Genomic DNA, 16378 nt, shown 5'->3' with positions numbered 1-16378 from the left:
CTCCTTGGATCAACGGCTCGGAGTGCGGTGGGCCCGTTCCGATCTGATGCGCCGGGCAGCAGCGGTGACGCCGAGCGCGACCAGTATAGCCGCCAGGGTGGCACCCACGAGCGGCACCGTGCCGTAGCGGAGGGTGTCGGCGCTCGGCAGCAGCGGCGATCGACGCTCCACCTGATCGGCTTTCGGCAGCGGATCCAGCTGCACCGGCGTCGCCGTCGGTGTCGGCTGCGGCGCCACCTCGGCCCGCCGATACAGGCGGATCCATTCCTCAAGAGTCAGGCCCGGGAGCGGGCTGGCGCTCACCGTCGCGACGTTCGCCGAGACCGCGGCGGCAGCGTCGATCAGCCCGAATCCGTACGTCGCATCGGGCACGCGCGTCGCCGCGGCGGCGGGCTTGGCGGTCTTGAGGATCCGATTGATCACATTGTTCGCGTCGAGTTCGGGATGCGCCGACCGCACGAGGGCGGCGATGCCGGCGACGAGGGGCGCGGCGCCGCTCGTCCCGCTCCACTCCACGATCTGCCCGTCCGCCGAGACGCCCAGCAGCTGTTCGCTGGGCGCGGAGATCCCGATCGTGATCCCCTGCGTCGACGCCTCCACGCTGGCGACGCCGGCCCGGTTCACCCCGCCGACCGTCAGCACGCCGGGGATCGTCGCGGGCGCCCCCACCTGGTCGGTGCCGGTCCCCCGGTTGCCGGCCGCGACGACGACGACGACGTCGTGATCGAACGCGTACTGGAACGCGGTGTCCCACAGCGGGTCCCACGTCAGCGTGTTGGTCGTGAACGACAGGTTGATGACGTCGGCGCCGTGATCGACGGCCCACGTCATCGCGTCGGCGACCTGCTGCACGAACGGCACCGAGGATGCCGCCCCGAACCCGATCGAGATCGACAGTAGGCTCGCCTCCGGCGCGACACCGATCATCCCGGTCTCCGCGCCCGTGCCGCGTGCCGCGGCGAGGGAGGCCACCCAGCTGCCGTGGTTGCCGTCCACGGCGCCGACCGGCGTGCGGCCGTCGGAGGACCCCGCCCCAGAGAAGTCCGCTCCCCCGACGACGGCGCCGGAGAACTCGACCGGGTTGCGACCGATGCCCGTGTCGATGATCGCGATGGTCGTTCCCTTGCCCTTCGTGGTCCCCCACGCCGTGCGCACGCCGTACTCGTCGAGCCAGTACTCGGCGGCGCGGACCGGGTCGACCTCTCCCGCCGGCGGGGTCGCCACGGCAGGCGCGGCGACTCCGGCGGGCGGCGCTACCTCGGCGGGCGCGGTGACGCCGGCATCCGCCGACGTCGCACCCACGCCCGCCGCGCTCGTGAGGACGAGCCCGGCGGCCACGAGAAGGCGCGCGGCGCGGACCGTCATGCCGCCCCACCGCGCGGCTGCGCGCAGGTGCACCGCTGCGGCGACCAGTCGCCGCGCTCCAGGGCGAGATCGCCGATGGGGTTCACCCCGGGACCGGCGGCCAGCGCGTGGCCGGCGAGGGCGTGCAGACACTTCACGCGCGTCGGCATCCCCCCGGCCGAGATCCCCTCGATCTCGGGGACCTCGCCGTACACCGCACGGTCAGATAGATACGCCTCGTGCGCGGCGGCGTACGCCGCCGCCACGTCCGCGTCGTCCTCGAGCACCTCGGACAACTCGCGCATGACCTGCGTCGCCTCCAGCGCCGACATCGCTGCCGTCGCGCCGGGGTGGGTCAGGTAGTAGAACGTCGGGAACGGCGTTCCGTCCGGCAGCCGCGGCTCGGTGGCGACGACCGTGGGGTTGCCGCACACGCAGCGTGCCGCGATGCCCACCACGCCCCGCATCGGCCGCCCGAGCTGCGCGCGCATGACCTCGAGGTCGGCGGCGGTCGCCTCGGTCAGCGCGGGATGGGTGTTCGACTGCGGATGGGACACTGCTCCAGGCTACCGGCGGCGGCTGATCTCCTGCTGAGCCGTCACCCGGCGGGGGCGGTGCCCGTCTCGGCCGGCCCCGTCGCCGTCTGGGTGAGCCCCGCGCCGGTGACGGAGCGGACGAGCTGCGACATCCAGTCCACCCGTGTCTGCTCGACCTGGTCGCTGACGGCGGTCTGCTCGGGCGGGATCGCGGTGTCCGGCAGGTCATCGTCGATCAGGTAGACGACCTCGCCGGGCTGGAAGTAGTACAGCCGGGCGCGCGCCTGCGAGGCGATGTACGCGGGGTCCGCCCAGCGGTCCTTCTCCTGCTGCAGCTGAGCGACCTGCTCGGTGGTGACGCGGACGGAGTTCTCCAGCGCGGCGATCTGCTGCCGCTGCCCGAGGTAGGTGCCCACCGTCGGCACCAACACGAACACCGCGAGGACGACGAGTCCCAGCATGATCCCCGTGAACGCCGAGAAGCGGATGCCGCCGGCCCACTCCCGCACGTCCACCCGCCCGCGCGTGCGGGTGCCGCGAGCGCCGCGGGAGGCGTCCCCGGATGCACGAAGAGAGGGGGCCGGCGCGGCGCGTCCGGCTCCCTCTCTCATCATGCGATCCAGCCTACGTGGCGATCGTCGGGTTGCCCGGACGGCGCCACGCGGCGGCGGGATACTCAGCCTCTGCTCAGCCCTTGAAGCGCGGGAATGCGCCACGGCCGGCGAAGACCGCGGCATCCCCCAGCTCCTCCTCGATGCGCAGCAGCTGGTTGTACTTCGCGACGCGCTCGCTGCGGGCGGGCGCACCGGTCTTGATCTGACCCGCGTTGACGGCGACGGCGAGGTCGGCGATCGTGGTGTCCTCGGTCTCGCCGGAGCGGTGCGAGAGCATCGACCGGTAGCCGTTCTGGGTGGCGAGGGCGATCGCGTCGAGCGTCTCGGACAGCGTGCCGATCTGGTTGACCTTCACGAGCAGCGCGTTCGCGACGCCCAGGTCGATGCCCTTCTGCAGGCGGACCGGGTTCGTGACGAACAGGTCGTCCCCGACGAGCTGCACCTTCGAGCCGATGGCGTCGGTGAGGTGCTTCCAGGCGTCCCAGTCGTCCTCGGCGAGGGCGTCCTCGATCGTGACGACGGGGTAGTTCGCGACGAGGTCGGCGAAGTAGTCGGTGAGCTTCTCGGCCGACCAGGTCTGCCCCTCGACGATGTAGACGCCGTCCTTGTAGAACTCCGTCGCGGCGACGTCCAGTCCCACGGCGACGTCGGTGCCCGGCGTGAAGCCGGCCTTCTCGATCGCCTTGATGAGGAAGTCGAGGCCCTCGCGGTTGCTGGGGAGGTCGGGCGCGAAGCCGCCCTCGTCGCCGAGGCCGGTGTTGTAGCCCGCGGACTTCAGCTCGCCCTTGAGGACGTGGTAGACCTCGGTGCCCCAGCGCAGCGACTCACCGTAGGTCTCGGCGCCGATGGGAGCCAGGAAGTACTCCTGGAAGTCGATGCCGTTGTCGGCGTGCTCGCCGCCGTTGATGACGTTGAACAGCGGCACGGGCAGAACGTGCGCGTTGGGTCCGCCGAGGTAGCGGAACAGGGGCAGGTCGGCGCTGTCGGCGGCCGCCTTGGCGACCGCGAGGCTCACGCCCAGGATCGCGTTCGCGCCGGTGCGCGACTTGTTCTCGGTGCCGTCGGTCTCGATGAGGATCTCGTCGACGACGCGCTGCTCGCTCGCCTCGACGCCCTCGATGGCCGGGCCCAGCTCGTCGATGACGGCGGCGACGGCCTTCAGTACGCCCTTGCCGCCGTAGCGGCTCTTGTCACCGTCGCGCAGCTCGTACGCCTCGAACGCGCCGGTGGATGCGCCGGAGGGGACGGCTGCGCGCTGGACGATCCCGTCGTCGAGCAGCACCTCCACTTCGACGGTGGGGTTGCCACGCGAATCCAGGATCTCGCGTGCGCCTACAGCCTCGATCAGTGCCACAGGGGAACTCCTTGCTTGTGGAGGATGGATCTCGGAGCGTCGTCGGTCCGGTTTCGAGCATAGTGACCCGGATGCCGCGGCCACAGTGGGTGGCGCCGGATCAAGTCCGTGGGTCACGTCCGTGTGGGTGGTGCGGGGTCGCGCGCGCCGGCTCAGACGAGGACGGCGAGCGCGATGCCGTCCCACCCCTTGGCATCCAGCGTCTGCAGCGCCGTCGCGTCGAAGCGGGGGTCGTCGCGCAGCATCGCAAGTCCCGCGCGGACGCCCGCGACCTGTGCGCTGTCGTCGGCCGGGTCGGCGACCCGACCCGAGCGCACGACGTTGTCGACGACGATGAGCGTGCCGGGCCGGCCGAGCCGGGCCGCCCAATCGAGGTAGATCGAGTTGGACTCCTTGTCGGCGTCGATGAAGACGAGATCGAACGGCTCGGCATCCTCGAGCGTCGGCAGCACATCCGCACCACGGCCGACGCGGATCTCGACCTTCTCCCCCACACCCGCCCGATCGATGCTCGCCCGCGCGACGGCGGCGTGCGCGGGCTCGGCCTCGATCGTGACGACGCGGCCCCCGTCGGGCAGCGCCCGGGCGAGCCAGATCGTCGAATACCCGCCGAGCGTGCCGATCTCGAGCACGCGACGCGCGCCGATCGCCCGCGCGAGCAGGTGCAGCAGCTTGCCGCCCGTCGGCGCGACCTCGATGGCGGGCATCGCCGCCGCCCGCTGCGCGTCGACGGCCGCGGCGAGCGCCGGGTCTTCGCCGACCAGCGTGTCGACGAGGTAGCGGTCGACGGCATCGGCGGCATCCGCACTCAGCGGGAGTGGTTCGCTCATGCCGCCAGCCAACCCGCACGACGGGCTCGCGTCAACGGTCACGCCACCTGCGCGGTCGACTCGCGCACCACGAGGGTCGGCGTCGCGACCTCGTGCCGGGCGGGGTTTCCCGCGAGCATGTCGGTCAGCTGCCGCAGCGCGAGCGCGCCCATGTCGCGGCGCGGCTGGTCGACGCTCGTGAGCGTCGGGCGCAGCTTCGACGCGAGATCGATGTCGTCGTAGCCGGCGACGCTGAGTGCGTCCGGCACCCGGATGCCCGCGTCGAACGCCCGCCCGATGAGGTCGACGGCCAGGCGGTCGTTCGCACAGCACACCGCCGTCGGCGCCTCGCCAGCGCGCTCCACGACCGCGGCGATCAGCACCGCCGGTTCGGCCTCCACGACGGGTGAGCTACGGATACCGCATGCTGCCGATCCTCATCGAGGAGTTCAGCATCGTGTTCGAGGGCTATCGGCTGCGCACGGCGCCGCCGGCGAAGAAGGGCCTGCTGGGATGGCGCGTCGGCGTCCAGTGGGCGCAGCTTGCGGTGCTGTCGTTCTACCCGATCTTCCTCAACACGGCGAAGTCGGTGCGCACGACGGTCGAGGCGCTCGAGACCCGCGGGTTCACGCACGGCGCCGCGAACGCGAACGGCCGCCGCATCCGCATGGCGAAGCTGCGCATCCGCCCCCTCGACGTGATCGTCATCGTCGTGACGCTCTTCGCGATCGCCGTCGCCTTCGCCGCCGGCGCCGCCTGGCCGGTGTACCGGTAGCGGACTGCGGGTCAGGCCTTCGCGCGGGCGGCGAGGGCCCCGAGGAGGGCAGCACCCGTCGCGGCATCCTCGACCGTCACCGTGACGACCTTGCCGTTCGTCCGGTGCACGCGGATGCCGGGGCCCGAGCGCAGCACCACGCCGAAGCCTCCGCCGGGAGCCCAGCGCATGCCCCAGCCGCCGAACTCCCCCATCGGGTTGACATCGACGGCCTCGACCGACGCGATGTCGCGCAGCGGCACGTGCACCCGAGGGAGGCCCACGATCGAGTTCACCGTCAGACCGGCGGCGTCGACGCGGACGTGGAAGGCCAGCGTCGAGACGACAGCCGCGGCACACACGATGGTGACGACGATGAGAACCACGACCGAGCCGGCCGGCGCGTCCGCGAAGACGCTCACAAGAGTGACCACGACCAGCAGCACGAACGCCGCGACGAGCGCGATCGCGGCTCCGCGCGCAAGCTGCACTCGTTGCAGCCAGACGGCGCGCTCGTCGCCGTCGAGCTCGATGGGCGCGCCCGCGGCGAGCAGCGTCGGACAGTACGGCTCGTCAGGCTGAACGAACCATCCGAGCGCCCCCGCGACGACCGCGACGGCGAACGCGACGACGAGCGGGATGACGACCGACGGAGCATCCTGCCACGATGCGAGACCCGCCTGCGCGGCGAACGTCCACGCGCCGAGCACGCCCATCAGCACCGAGGTCGCGAGGGCGACCGCCCCGAGCAGGCGGTAGGTCGCGCCGCGGTCGCCGCGGCGCAGCCCGGCATGCGCCGACAGTGCGATCAACAGCGGCGCACCTACTCCGACGACGAGGGTCACGACGATCATCAGCCACGCGGGGCCCGAGCCGTTCGGCCCACCGCCGGAGCCCCAGTGGATCGCCATCGGATCGGGCACGCGTGGCAGCAGGATCACCTGGATCGCCACCGCGAGCGCAGTCACGATGATCGGCAGCACGATCGCCACGAGAGTGAAACGGCGGACGGCGAGCGGGGCACGGTCGGTCATGCGGATTCCTCCAGGGTCAGGGCGGCGTGGCGGGCCAGCGCGGCGAATGCGTCGGCGGGCATGCCGAGGTCGCGTGCGCGGCGGGCGACCTCGGTGAGGTCGGCGTGCAGCGCGGCGGACTGCGCCGCGGCGGCGGTCACGACGGCGCCGCGGCCGCGGTGCATCTGCACGAGGCCCTCGTCGCGCAACTGCTGGTAGGCGTGCAGCACGGTGTGCAGGTTCACCTCGAGCGCTGCGGCCAGTTCGCGCGCCGACGGCAGGCGCTCCCCCGCGCGCACGCGGCCGGCGACGACCTCGGCGCGGACGGCGTCGGCGAGCTGCGTGAACAGCGGCGTCGTCGCCTGCGGATCGATGCGGAGGAGCATGCATCCATTCTAGTACAACTAGAACACTTGTGTGCGAGACACAATCGATGTGCGCGGCGACCGTCGAGTTGCACGTCAACGTGCTCACGCGCAACTACGTGAAGACCGCCTTCGGCGGGTCGCTGTCGGCGATGACCGATCCGTACTTCTTCATGCTCGTGATGCACCAGCTCGGCCGCGATTACGTCGTGTGGGACACGCGCGGCGAGATCGAGATGCTCAAGCCCGGGCGCGGCGTGCTGACGGCCCACTTCCACGTGCCGAGCGAGCAGGCCGCTGCCCTGCGTGAACGCGCCAAGGGCGGCGCGAAGGTGCTCGAGTGGTTCGAGACCGAGATCACGGACGCCGCGGGCGACGTCGTCGCCCGGGTGCGCCGAGAGGTCTACGTCCGCGAGAAGCGGCGCGTGACGGATGCCGCGGCGGGCTGAGCGTCAGGCGCTCGGCTGGGGCTCGGGCCGGCGTCTGTCCTTGAGGGCTGCGCGCACGGCGGGCAGCAGCGCCTCGGCTGTGCGGCGGTAGCCGAGCGCACTCGGGTGGAAGCGGTCGAGGCTGAACATCTCCTCCGGCTGCGTCACGAAGAACGGTCCGACCGCACGGCGCAGCGACACCGTGCGGGCGCCGCGGCGGACGACGACATCCGCCTGCGCGTCGGCGAGCTGGCGCGAGAGGCGCGCGCCGAGTGCACGCAACGGCTGCGGCACGGGCCGCAGCGACCCGAGATCAGGGCACGTCCCGACGACGACTGCCGCACCGAGTTCCTGCAGGCACCCGATCGCTGCGTCGAGGTGCCCGACCGACGCCGAGACCGGCACGCGGTGGGTGACGTCGTTGCCGCCGACGACGATGACGGCGACGTCGGGCCGGTAGTCGTCCGGCAGGTCGTCGATCTGCGCCGCGAGCATCGACGACTCGGCGCCGACGACGGCGGCTGTGCGCAGCCGCACGCGGCGCCGCTCGGCTCGCGCGAGCCCCTTCGCGAGGCGTGCGCCGAGGGTGTCCTTGCGGCGCTCGGCACCGAGGCCCGCGGCGATCGAGTCGCCGAACACGGCGAGCTTGAGCGGCGGCCCGTCGAAGCGGCCGCCCCATACCCGGTCGGCGTCGAGGGCGTTCTCGTCGAGCGGCTTGCCGATGCGCCGCCGCGCGAGCGCCGCCTGGCGCACGAGCATCGCGCGTCCGCCGACGAACACGAGCCCCACGGCGGCCACGCCACTGGCGGCCCCGAGGATCGACGGCCAGGGCACGACGTCGCGTGGACGAGTCATGCGCCCATGCCAGCTCATGCCGATGAACGCCGATCGTCCCGCGGGTGACGCGCCGGTGGACACGCGCCCGCGGAGCCTGACGCGCGCGCAGTCAGGACAGCGGCTTGAGCTCGAGGTCGGCGCGGAGGGCACCGGCCGACACCATCGCGAATGCCGTGTAGCCGTCGGCCGCGGCGCGCTCGAGGAGCGCCTTGAGGTTCTTCGTGCGCTGTTCGAGCCGCACGCGTGCGCCCTCCGCGACGAGCGCGGCCTTGAGGGCGACGAGCTCGGCGACCGGCACGTCGCGATCGTGAACGAGGACGACAGCGGATGCCGCGGCATCCTCACCGTCCGCGACGAGGTCGACGATGCGCTCGAACCCGATGGAGAAGCCGACGGCGGGGACGTCCTGCCCGAGGAAGCGGCCGATCATGCCGTCGTAGCGGCCGCCGCCGCCCAGGGAGTAGTCGACGCTCGGGTGGGCGAGCTCGTAGATCGTGCCGGTGTAATAGCCCATGCCGCGCACGAGGAACGGGTCGAACACGATCGGGATGCCGCTGCCCGCCCCCGCGCCTGTCGAGGGTCGGGCAGCCCCGACCGCCTCGCCGATGGCGACGAGGTCGACGACGATCTCGTCGGGCACGCCCTCGGGCAGGGCCTTGCGAATCTGCCCCTCACCGTACGGGCGGAACTCGAGCGTCTGCGGGCGGCGCAGGAACGCCTCGAAAGCGTCGACGGCGGCGGTCGTCGCGCCGCGCTCGCGCAACTCCGCGGTCACTCCGTCGGGTCCGATCTTGTCGAGCTTGTCGATCGTGATGAGCACCCCGGGGCGCTCATCGGCGGTGAAGCCGAACGACTCCAGCATCCAGTCCAGAGCACGGCGGTCGTTGATCCGAATGGTGCCGCCCTCGAGGCCCAGCGCGTCGAGGGTGTCGAGGGTCGCGACGACGAGCTCCGCCTCGGCGCGGCCGGTCGCATCGCCGATGATGTCGATGTCGCACTGCACGAACTGGCGGTAGCGACCCTTCTGCGGCCGCTCCGCGCGCCACACCGGGGCGATCTGGATCGCGCGGAACACCGTCGGCAGCTCCGCCCGGTGGCTGGCGTAGAACCGCGCGAGCGGGACCGTCAGGTCGTACCGCAGGCCGAGGTCGGCGAGCGCGGCGGGGTCGTCGGCGCCGGAGCGGATGGCATCGGCATCCAGTCCCCGCCGGAGGACGTTGAAGGCGAGCTTCTCGTTGTCGCCGCCGATGCCCGCGTGCAGGCGGTCGTAGTCCTCCATGACGGGCGTCTCGATCTCGTCGAACCCGTGCGCACGGTAGCGGTCGCGGATGACGGCGAGCACGCGCTCGCGGCGGGCCTTGTCGGCGGGGAGGAAGTCGCGCATGCCGCGCGGCGGGTTCACGGTGGGCACCGGGCCATTCTTCCAGGTCGCGATGAAACTCCACGGATCCGACGTGCGGCGACCGCCGACGGCGACTTTCTCCGCGATACGACCGCAGATCTGTGGAGTTCTGGCCGCCGGCCGGCGCGGTCAGCCGCCCTCGACGGCGCGGACCTCGTCCTGCAGCACCCGGATCCGCTCGCGGAGCGCCCGCTCGGCGTCCCAGCCCCGCTCCCGCGCCACACCGACGAGCGCCAGCAGGGCGTCGCCGAGCTCGGCCTCGGTCTCCGGGCTCGGCTCCGCCGCGGCGCCGTCGGCGCGAGACACCGGTTGTGCACCGAGACCGTGGTGCACATCGCGGGTCTCGGTGCCCGCGGCGTGTCTCGCGGGCGGGCGGATTCCGAGGGGGGCGGACTTGCCGAGGACTTTCTGCGCGAGGGCGAGCGCGGGCATGTGCTCCGACACCCCGTCGAGCACCGACCGGCGCTCGTGCTTCTCGGCGGCCTTCGCCGCGTTCCAGTGGATCAGGACCTCCTCGGGCGTGCGCGCCACGGCATCCGCGAAGACATGCGGATGCCGGCGAACCATTTTCTCGACCAGGCCCGCCGCGACGTCGTCGATGTCGAACGGGTCGGCCTCGTCCTGTGCGGCGATCGCGGCGTGGAACAGCACCTGCCACAGCAGGTCTCCCAGCTCTTCGCGGAGGTCGGCCCTCGTTCCCGCCTCGACGGCGTCGATCAGCTCAGCGGACTCTTCGACGAGATACGGAACGAGATCCTCGTGCGTGATCCGCTGCGACCACACGCACCGCTCCCGCACGGCCCGCATGGTCTCGGCGGCCTGCCGCAGCGGATCGGTGCTCAGCTGTCGCGGGTCTGCGCGGTCGTGCGCCTGTGGTGCCATGCCCGCCACGATACGAGCATCGCGGCCAGAACGAGGGAGATCGCCGAGCCCGCCAGCACGCCGAGAGTCGCCTGGTCGCGGATGCCGGGAGCACCGGCGAAGGCGAGCTCGCTCAGCAGGAGCGACACCGTGAACCCGATGCCGCCGAGCGCACCGGCGGCGAGCAGGTCGCCCATCGTGAGGGCCGCCGGGGCCGGAACCCGCAGCATCCGCTGCGCGATGCCACCGGCGACGGCGATGCCGACGAGCTTGCCGATGGGCAGCGCGACGAGCGCACCCCAGAACGCCGGGGAGAGCTCCCGCGCCGGCACCGCCGGGATCACGACGAGCGCGGCGCTCAGCGCGAACAGCGGCAGGACGAGTCCGTTCACCCACGGCTCGAGGGCGTGCAGGGCGCGCATCGCCGGATGCTGGGCCATCGCGAGTCCGAGAGCGACACCGGCGATCGTCGCGTGCACGCCCGACTGGTACACGGCGTACCAGGTGACGAGCGAGGACACGATGAGGCCGATGACCGCGGCCCCGCGCGCACGCGTGTCGAGGATCCGGCTGCAGACTGCGAACACCGCGAGGGCGACGACGGCGAGAAGCAGCATCCCGAAGTCGACGTCGGACGTGAACAGCACCGCGATGAAGACGATCCCGACGATGTCGTCGAGGATCGCCAGCGCCAGCAGGAACACCCGAACGCCGGACGGCAGCCCGCGGCCGAACACCGCGAGCACACCGAGCGCGAAGGCGATGTCGGTCGCGGTCGGAATCGGCCAGCCGGATGCCGCGTCGGACCCGCCGGCGATCGCGAGATACACGGCGATCGGCACGAGCACGCCGCCGGTAGCGGCGATCGCGGGCAGGACCGCACGCTTCGGCGAGGCGAGCTGGCCGTTCGTCAGCTCGAACTGCAGCTCGACCGCGGCGACGAAGAAGAAGACCGCGAGCAGGCCGTCCTGGATCCAGTGCCCGACGGACATCTCGAACACGCCCGGCACGCCGAGGTACGCGTCCTTCACGGCGAAGGCGGCATCTGCGAGGGGGGTGTTGGCCAGCACCAGGCCGACGACAGCCGCGATCAGCAGGAGGAGGGCGGGGAAACGGGCGGAGCGCAACAAGGCCATGCGTCTGCTTTCAGGGTCGGGAACGTGGACGCCGACCAGGCTTCCCGGCACACCCACTTCGATGCTACGCGACCCTGCCGGGAAGGTCGTGGGCGGGATCCTACCGCGTGACGAACCCGAAACACCGGGACAGTACCGTGGAGGGATGCGCGAACTGACCCGCACCGAAGCCATCGACCTCGTCGGCCGCGACGAGGCGGAGAACGAGCTGCCCGAACGCATGCGCGCCGACGTGCGCATGCTCGGCGCCCTCCTCGGCCGGGTGCTGCGCGAGAGCGGGTCTCCCGGCCTCTACGAGGACGTCGAGCGGCTGCGCCAGGCGACGATCGCCGCGTACACCGACGAATCCCCCGAGGCCTTCGAGCGTGCCGCCCGCATCGCCGACTCGTTCTCCATCGAGCGCGCCGACGAGGTCGCGCGGGCCTTCACGGTGTACTTCCACCTCGTCAACCTCGCCGAGGAGCACCAGCGCGTGCGCGTGCTGCGCGAACGCGACGGCCGCCCCGAGAAGGAGGATGCCGCCGACTCCGTCGCGGCCGCGTTCGTGCGCCTGTCGGCCGAGGTCGGCGACGACACCGCCCTGCAGCGGCTGCAGGGCCTGCGCTTCCACCCCGTGTTCACCGCCCACCCGACCGAAGCGCGGCGCCGCGCGGTGTCCTCCAGCATCCGTCGCCTCGTGGCGCTGCTGACCGAGCACGACGCGTCGCTGCAAGGCGGCGCCGACGAGCGCCGCGCCGAACGGCGGATGCTGGAGGAGATCGACACCCTGTGGCGCACCGCGCCGCTGCGCGCCGAGAAGCCCACCCCCGTCGACGAGGTGCGCGCCATCATGGCCGTGTTCGACGAGACGCTGTACACGGCCGTCCCGCACGTCTACCGCCGCGTCGACGACGCGCTGCAGGGGCCCGCGGCGGGGAGCCGCACCCCCGTCGTCCGGCCGTTCGTGCGCCTGGGCACGTGGGTCGGCGGTGACCGCGACGGCAACCCGTTCGTCACGGCGTCGGTCACGAAGAAGGCAGCGGGCATCGCCGCCGAGCACATCCTGCTGGGGTTGCAGCACTCCGCCGACCGCATCGCCAAGACCCTCACGCTGGCGGCGGACACGACGCCGCCGAGCGCTGAGCTGACGGCGCTCCTGCAGCGGCTCAGCGCCGCGGACGAGGACGGCGCGGCCGACGCGGCGAAGCGCGCGAAGGTCGAGCCGCACAAGCGCGCCATGCTGCTGATCGCCCGCCGCATCGCCGCGACCCGTCGTCGCGACGCCGACCTGTCCTATCGCGACCCCGAGCTGCTGCTGCGCGACCTTCGCACCGTGCAGGACTCGCTGGCCGCCGCGGGCGCACCGCGCCAGGCGTACGGTCACCTGCAGCAGCTGCTGTGGCAGGTCGAGACGTTCGGGTTCCACCTCGCCGAGCTCGAGGTGCGCCAGCACTCCGCCGTGCATGCGCGGGTGCTCGCCGAGGCCGCCGCCGGCGGACCGCTGAGCACCCAGTCCGAGGAGGTGCTCGAGGTCTTCCGCACGATCGCGCAGATCCAGCACCGGTACGGGCCGCGGGCCGCAGGCCGCTACATCGTCTCGTTCACACAGTCCGCCGCCGACCTCGTCGCGGTGCACGAGCTCGCCCGCATCGCGGTCGGACCCGGCGGACGTCCGCCGGTGCTCGATGTCATTCCGCTGTTCGAGACCTTCGCCGACCTGCAGGCGGCGCCGCAGATCATGGCCGAGATCGTGCAGCATCCGGACTTCGCCGCCCGCTTGGAGGCCACCGAGCGCCGCCTGGAGGTCATGCTCGGCTACTCCGATTCGTCGAAGGACGTCGGCCCCGTCGCCGCGAACCTCGCCCTGTACGAAGCGCAGGCGAAGATCGCGGCGTGGGCGCAGGATGCCGGCATCCACCTCACCCTGTTCCACGGCCGCGGTGGCGCGCTCGGGCGCGGCGGCGGGCCGGCCAACTCCGCGATCCTCGCGCAGCCGCCGCACTCGGTCGACGGCCGGTTCAAGCTCACCGAGCAGGGCGAGGTCATCTTCGCCCGCTACGGCGACCCCGCGATCGCCATGCGTCACATCGATCAGGTCGCGGCGGCGGTGCTCCTGGCATCCGCCCCCTCCATCGAGCGCCGCAACAGCGAGGCGGCAGAGCGATACGCCGACGTCGCCACGACGATGGATGCCGCGTCGCGCGAGCGGTTCTTCTCCCTCGTGAAGGCCGACGGATTCGCGCCGTGGTTCGCGACGGTCACGCCGATGGAGGAGATCGGGCTGCTCGCGCTCGGCTCGCGGCCCGCACGCCGGGGACTGTCGGTCGAGTCGCTGGAGGACCTGCGGGCGATCCCGTGGGTCTTCGCGTGGTCGCAGGCGCGCATCAACCTCGCCGGCTGGTTCGGCCTCGGCACCGCGCTGGAGGCCGTCGGCGACCTCGACCTGCTGCGCCGCGCCTACGACGAGTGGCCGCTGTTCCGGACGGTCATCGACAACGTCGGCATGAGCCTCGCGAAGGCGGACGGGCGCATCGCCCGCCGCTACCTCGACCTCGGCGACCGGCCCGACCTCGCCGACCTCGTCGTGGGCGAACTCGAGCTCACGACCGACTGGGTTGTCCGCATCGTCGGCGGCGACGGACTGCTCGCGAACAAGCCGGTGCTGCAGCGCGCCGTGAAGATGCGCAGCCCCTACGTCGATGCGCTGTCGCTGCTGCAGCTGCGCGCGCTGCGGGCGCTGCGCGCGGGCGAACTCACCGACGAGGAGCTGCCGCAGTGGCAGCGTCTGCTGCTGCTGAGCGTGTCGGGCGTCTCGGCCGGCCTGCAGAACACCGGGTGACCCCCGGCCGGCGGATCAGTCCAGGCGGCGGTCGAGGGCGTGGCGGGCGAGCGCGGCGCCGTAGCGTTCGGTGAGCTGGATCATGAGATCCGGGGTCGCGCGATCGAGACCGAACACGAACCCGGGGAAGTCGAGGTCCTTCTGTAGCGCCCAGATCTCCTCGTGCCGATCCGGGGAGAACATCTGCGCCGGGTCGCCCACTGCGACCCACCCGATCGGCACCGTCGATTCCGGCGGCAGCACCGTCCGCAGATGCACGACGGCGTTGATGCGCACCTCGCTGCGCCGGCCGACGCGCGCGCCGTTGAACACGCGCGTGCCGGTCGCGAGGAACACCTCCTCGGCCACGGTCGCCCCCGAGATGCTGGCGGTCGGTCCGACGAGGACGTGCGAGCCGATGTGCACCGGGTGGGTGGCGCTCGCCCGGACGAGCGCGTTCTCCATCACGATGACGTTCTCGTCGAGGGTGATCGGGCCGCCCTCCGCGGTGAGCACGGCGCCGTGCAGCACCTGACAGCCCGCGCCGATCGTCACGTCGCCGGAGACGACCGCCGTCGGCGCCACGACCGCTTCGGGATGGATGCGGGGACGCGCCCCGAGATGCTCGAACTGCATGGTGTCCTCCTGCGCCCCAGGGTATGACGGCTTGTCATACGCGTCGAGGGCGCCCCGACGCGCCGCTAGGGTGAAACAGGCCGTTCCGCCCGTGAGCGTTGCCGGAAAGCCCCACTGTGACAGAAACCCTCTCTCCCCTGCCGTCCTCCGTGTCCGCCGTGTTCGACACCGTTCAGGCTCGCAGCCCCCATGAACCCGAGTTCCAGCAGGCCGTCCACGAAGTGCTGCACTCCATTGCGCCCGTCATCGACCGGCATCCGGAGTTCGTCGCCAGCGGCGTCGTGGAGCGCCTCGTCGAGCCGGAGCGCCAGATCATGTTCCGCGTTCCGTGGGTGGATGACAGCGGCACCGTGCAGGTCAACCGCGGCTACCGCATCCAGTTCTCCTCGGTGCTCGGCCCGTACAAGGGCGGCCTGCGCTTCCACCCGAGCGTGAACCTCTCGATCATCAAGTTCCTCGGCTTCGAGCAGATCTTCAAGAACGCCCTCACCGGTCAGGGCATCGGCGGCGCCAAGGGCGGCAGTGACTTCGACCCGCACGGCCGCTCGGATGCCGAGATCATGCGCTTCTGCCAGTCGTTCATGAACGAGCTGTACCGTCACCTCGGCGAGCACACCGACGTCCCCGCGGGCGACATCGGCGTCGGCGCGCGCGAGATCGGCTACCTGTTCGGCCAGTACCGCAAGGTCACCAACCGCCACGAGTCGGGCATGTTCACCGGCAAGGGCGTGCAGTGGGGCGGCGCGGAGGTGCGCACCGAGGCCACCGGCTACGGTGCGGTGTTCTTCGCCGAGGAGATGCTCGCCGTCCGCGGCGAGTCGCTCGAGGGCAAGCGCGTCGGCGTCTCCGGGTCGGGGAACGTGGCGATCTACGCGATCGCGAAGGCCCACCAGCTCGGCGCACTGCCGGTGACGGCGTCGGACTCGTCGGGGTACGTCGTCGACGACGCCGGCATCGACGTGGACCTGCTCCGCCAGCTCAAGGAGGTCGAGCGCGTCCGCATCGCCGAGTACGCAGCACGCCGCCCGTCGGCGCGCTTCGTCGAGGGCGCTCGCCCGTGGGAGGTCGCCGTCGACATCGCGATCCCGTCTGCCACGCAGAACGAGCTGGACGAGGACGACGCCCGGGCACTCATCGCGGGTGGTGTGCGCGCCGTCTCGGAGGGGGCGAACATGCCCTCGACGCCCGGCGCGGTGGCTGCGTTCCAGCAGGCGGGTGTGCTGTTCGGTCCCGGAAAGGCCGCGAACGCCGGAGGCGTGGCGACCTCGGCGCTGGAGATGAGCCAGAACGCGTCGCGCCAGCGCTGGAGCTTCGGCGACAGCGAGCAGAAGCTGCGGGACATCATCGCCGACATCCACCACGCGGCCTTCGACGCCGCCGAGCGCTACGGCCACGACGGCGACTACGTCGTCGGGGCCAACATCGCCGGATTCGAGCGCGTCGCGCACGCGATGCTCGCACAGGGCGTCATCTGACCTGAGGCGCCCGCGCG

Annotated in this window: 17 protein-coding genes; 4 read left to right on the top strand and 13 right to left on the bottom strand. The window is 71.9% G+C overall.

What is annotated here, in order from left to right; all coding sequences use genetic code 11:
* Positions 1-9: 9 nt before the first annotated feature.
* The 6 genes from JOD60_RS09145 to JOD60_RS09120 form a co-directional block, all read right to left on the bottom strand.
* The gene (locus JOD60_RS09145) at positions 10-1365 is read right to left on the bottom strand and encodes a S8 family peptidase (protein ID WP_076692137.1); all 1356 of its coding nucleotides are present in this window, start codon (positions 1363-1365) and stop codon (positions 10-12) included.
* Entirely contained in the window at positions 1362-1835 is a 474-nt protein-coding gene (locus JOD60_RS09140) for a DUF501 domain-containing protein (RefSeq protein ID WP_076692136.1), read from the bottom strand. Before JOD60_RS09140 ends, JOD60_RS09145 begins: the two co-directional genes overlap by 4 nt.
* A 107-nt stretch (positions 1836-1942) precedes the next feature.
* Positions 1943-2494 carry a septum formation initiator family protein gene (locus tag JOD60_RS09135; protein ID WP_084201965.1) on the bottom strand — a complete coding sequence of 184 codons (552 nt, stop codon included), beginning with the start codon at positions 2492-2494 and terminating at the stop codon, positions 1943-1945.
* A 73-nt stretch (positions 2495-2567) separates the two neighbouring features.
* Positions 2568-3848, bottom strand: a complete 1281-nt coding sequence (gene eno, locus JOD60_RS09130; RefSeq protein ID WP_076690343.1) for a phosphopyruvate hydratase — start codon at positions 3846-3848, stop codon at positions 2568-2570.
* 152 nt (positions 3849-4000) lie between these two features.
* A complete protein-coding gene (locus JOD60_RS09125; RefSeq protein ID WP_076690342.1) occupies positions 4001-4678 on the bottom strand; it encodes an O-methyltransferase in 678 nt (225 codons plus the stop codon).
* A 38-nt stretch (positions 4679-4716) separates the two neighbouring features.
* Positions 4717-5058, bottom strand: coding sequence for a substrate-binding domain-containing protein (locus JOD60_RS09120; protein ID WP_076690341.1), 342 nt, complete (start codon positions 5056-5058; stop codon positions 4717-4719).
* Positions 5059-5081: 23 nt separating this feature from the next.
* Here JOD60_RS09120 and JOD60_RS09115 point away from each other — a divergent pair, with 23 nt between their 5' ends.
* Complete coding sequence (locus JOD60_RS09115; RefSeq protein ID WP_076690340.1) at positions 5082-5432, top strand: energy-coupling factor transporter transmembrane component T family protein; 351 nt, start codon at positions 5082-5084, stop codon at positions 5430-5432.
* A gap of 11 nt (positions 5433-5443) precedes the next feature.
* Here JOD60_RS09115 and JOD60_RS09110 read toward each other — a convergent pair whose 3' ends face one another.
* Both JOD60_RS09110 and JOD60_RS09105 read right to left on the bottom strand, forming a co-directional pair.
* The gene (locus JOD60_RS09110; protein WP_076690339.1) at positions 5444-6445 is read right to left on the bottom strand and encodes a DUF1648 domain-containing protein; all 1002 of its coding nucleotides are present in this window, start codon (positions 6443-6445) and stop codon (positions 5444-5446) included.
* A complete protein-coding gene (locus JOD60_RS09105; protein ID WP_076690338.1) occupies positions 6442-6810 on the bottom strand; it encodes a GntR family transcriptional regulator in 369 nt (122 codons plus the stop codon). Before JOD60_RS09105 ends, JOD60_RS09110 begins: the two co-directional genes overlap by 4 nt.
* 47 nt (positions 6811-6857) lie before the next feature.
* Between JOD60_RS09105 and JOD60_RS09100 the strand changes: the two genes are divergently transcribed.
* Complete coding sequence (locus tag JOD60_RS09100) at positions 6858-7238, top strand: DUF4442 domain-containing protein (protein ID WP_084201963.1); 381 nt, start codon at positions 6858-6860, stop codon at positions 7236-7238.
* A gap of 3 nt (positions 7239-7241) precedes the next feature.
* On the opposite strand, the gene JOD60_RS09095 is transcribed toward JOD60_RS09100, so the two are convergent.
* The 4 genes from JOD60_RS09095 to JOD60_RS09080 all read right to left on the bottom strand — a co-directional run bounded on the left by JOD60_RS09095 (position 7242) and on the right by JOD60_RS09080 (position 11453).
* Positions 7242-8072: an SGNH/GDSL hydrolase family protein gene (locus tag JOD60_RS09095; RefSeq protein ID WP_084201962.1), complete on the bottom strand. Its 831-nt coding sequence runs from the start codon at positions 8070-8072 to the stop codon at positions 7242-7244.
* A 91-nt stretch (positions 8073-8163) separates the two neighbouring features.
* Positions 8164-9438 (bottom strand): histidine--tRNA ligase, encoded by a 1275-nt coding sequence (gene hisS / locus JOD60_RS09090; protein ID WP_232321770.1) that lies wholly within the window; start codon positions 9436-9438, stop codon positions 8164-8166.
* A 147-nt stretch (positions 9439-9585) separates the two neighbouring features.
* Positions 9586-10338 carry a nucleoside triphosphate pyrophosphohydrolase gene (locus tag JOD60_RS09085; protein ID WP_157127919.1) on the bottom strand — a complete coding sequence of 251 codons (753 nt, stop codon included), beginning with the start codon at positions 10336-10338 and terminating at the stop codon, positions 9586-9588.
* The gene (locus JOD60_RS09080; RefSeq protein WP_076690334.1) at positions 10296-11453 is read right to left on the bottom strand and encodes a Na+/H+ antiporter NhaA; all 1158 of its coding nucleotides are present in this window, start codon (positions 11451-11453) and stop codon (positions 10296-10298) included. Before JOD60_RS09080 ends, JOD60_RS09085 begins: the two co-directional genes overlap by 43 nt.
* A gap of 145 nt (positions 11454-11598) precedes the next feature.
* Here JOD60_RS09080 and JOD60_RS09075 point away from each other — a divergent pair, with 145 nt between their 5' ends.
* Complete coding sequence (locus JOD60_RS09075; RefSeq protein ID WP_076690333.1) at positions 11599-14271, top strand: phosphoenolpyruvate carboxylase; 2673 nt, start codon at positions 11599-11601, stop codon at positions 14269-14271.
* A 15-nt stretch (positions 14272-14286) separates the two neighbouring features.
* On the opposite strand, the gene JOD60_RS09070 is transcribed toward JOD60_RS09075, so the two are convergent.
* Positions 14287-14886, bottom strand: coding sequence for a gamma carbonic anhydrase family protein (locus JOD60_RS09070; protein WP_076690332.1), 600 nt, complete (start codon positions 14884-14886; stop codon positions 14287-14289).
* A 137-nt stretch (positions 14887-15023) separates the two neighbouring features.
* Here JOD60_RS09070 and gdhA point away from each other — a divergent pair, with 137 nt between their 5' ends.
* The gene (gdhA, locus tag JOD60_RS09065; protein WP_198159178.1) at positions 15024-16361 is read left to right on the top strand and encodes an NADP-specific glutamate dehydrogenase; all 1338 of its coding nucleotides are present in this window, start codon (positions 15024-15026) and stop codon (positions 16359-16361) included.
* Positions 16362-16378 lie beyond the last annotated feature (17 nt).

It is taken from the genome of Microbacterium aurum, from assembly GCF_016907815.1.
GTDB lineage: Bacteria > Actinomycetota > Actinomycetes > Actinomycetales > Microbacteriaceae > Microbacterium > Microbacterium aurum.
The sequence above is the reverse complement of the archived record's forward strand: the minus strand, read 5'-3'. Positions and strand labels throughout refer to the sequence as shown.

What these genes read in the sequence shown, in the direction of transcription:
- JOD60_RS09145 (WP_076692137.1), bottom strand. Translation starts at nt 1,365, where the DNA reads ATGACGGTCCGCGCCGCGCGCCTTCTCGTGGCCGCCGGGCTCGTCCTC.
- JOD60_RS09140 (WP_076692136.1), bottom strand. Translation starts at nt 1,835, where the DNA reads ATGCGCGCGCAGCTCGGGCGGCCGATGCGGGGCGTGGTGGGCATCGCG.
- JOD60_RS09135 (WP_084201965.1), bottom strand. Translation starts at nt 2,494, where the DNA reads ATGATGAGAGAGGGAGCCGGACGCGCCGCGCCGGCCCCCTCTCTTCGT.
- JOD60_RS09125 (WP_076690342.1), bottom strand. Translation starts at nt 4,678, where the DNA reads ATGAGCGAACCACTCCCGCTGAGTGCGGATGCCGCCGATGCCGTCGAC.
- JOD60_RS09115 (WP_076690340.1), top strand. Translation starts at nt 5,082, where the DNA reads ATGCTGCCGATCCTCATCGAGGAGTTCAGCATCGTGTTCGAGGGCTAT.
- JOD60_RS09110 (WP_076690339.1), bottom strand. Translation starts at nt 6,445, where the DNA reads ATGACCGACCGTGCCCCGCTCGCCGTCCGCCGTTTCACTCTCGTGGCG.
- JOD60_RS09105 (WP_076690338.1), bottom strand. Translation starts at nt 6,810, where the DNA reads ATGCTCCTCCGCATCGATCCGCAGGCGACGACGCCGCTGTTCACGCAG.
- JOD60_RS09100 (WP_084201963.1), top strand. Translation starts at nt 6,858, where the DNA reads ATGTGCGCGGCGACCGTCGAGTTGCACGTCAACGTGCTCACGCGCAAC.
- JOD60_RS09095 (WP_084201962.1), bottom strand. Translation starts at nt 8,072, where the DNA reads ATGACTCGTCCACGCGACGTCGTGCCCTGGCCGTCGATCCTCGGGGCC.
- hisS (WP_232321770.1), bottom strand. Translation starts at nt 9,438, where the DNA reads ATGCGCGACTTCCTCCCCGCCGACAAGGCCCGCCGCGAGCGCGTGCTC.
- JOD60_RS09085 (WP_157127919.1), bottom strand. Translation starts at nt 10,338, where the DNA reads ATGGCACCACAGGCGCACGACCGCGCAGACCCGCGACAGCTGAGCACC.
- JOD60_RS09080 (WP_076690334.1), bottom strand. Translation starts at nt 11,453, where the DNA reads ATGGCCTTGTTGCGCTCCGCCCGTTTCCCCGCCCTCCTCCTGCTGATC.
- JOD60_RS09075 (WP_076690333.1), top strand. Translation starts at nt 11,599, where the DNA reads ATGCGCGAACTGACCCGCACCGAAGCCATCGACCTCGTCGGCCGCGAC.
- JOD60_RS09070 (WP_076690332.1), bottom strand. Translation starts at nt 14,886, where the DNA reads ATGCAGTTCGAGCATCTCGGGGCGCGTCCCCGCATCCATCCCGAAGCG.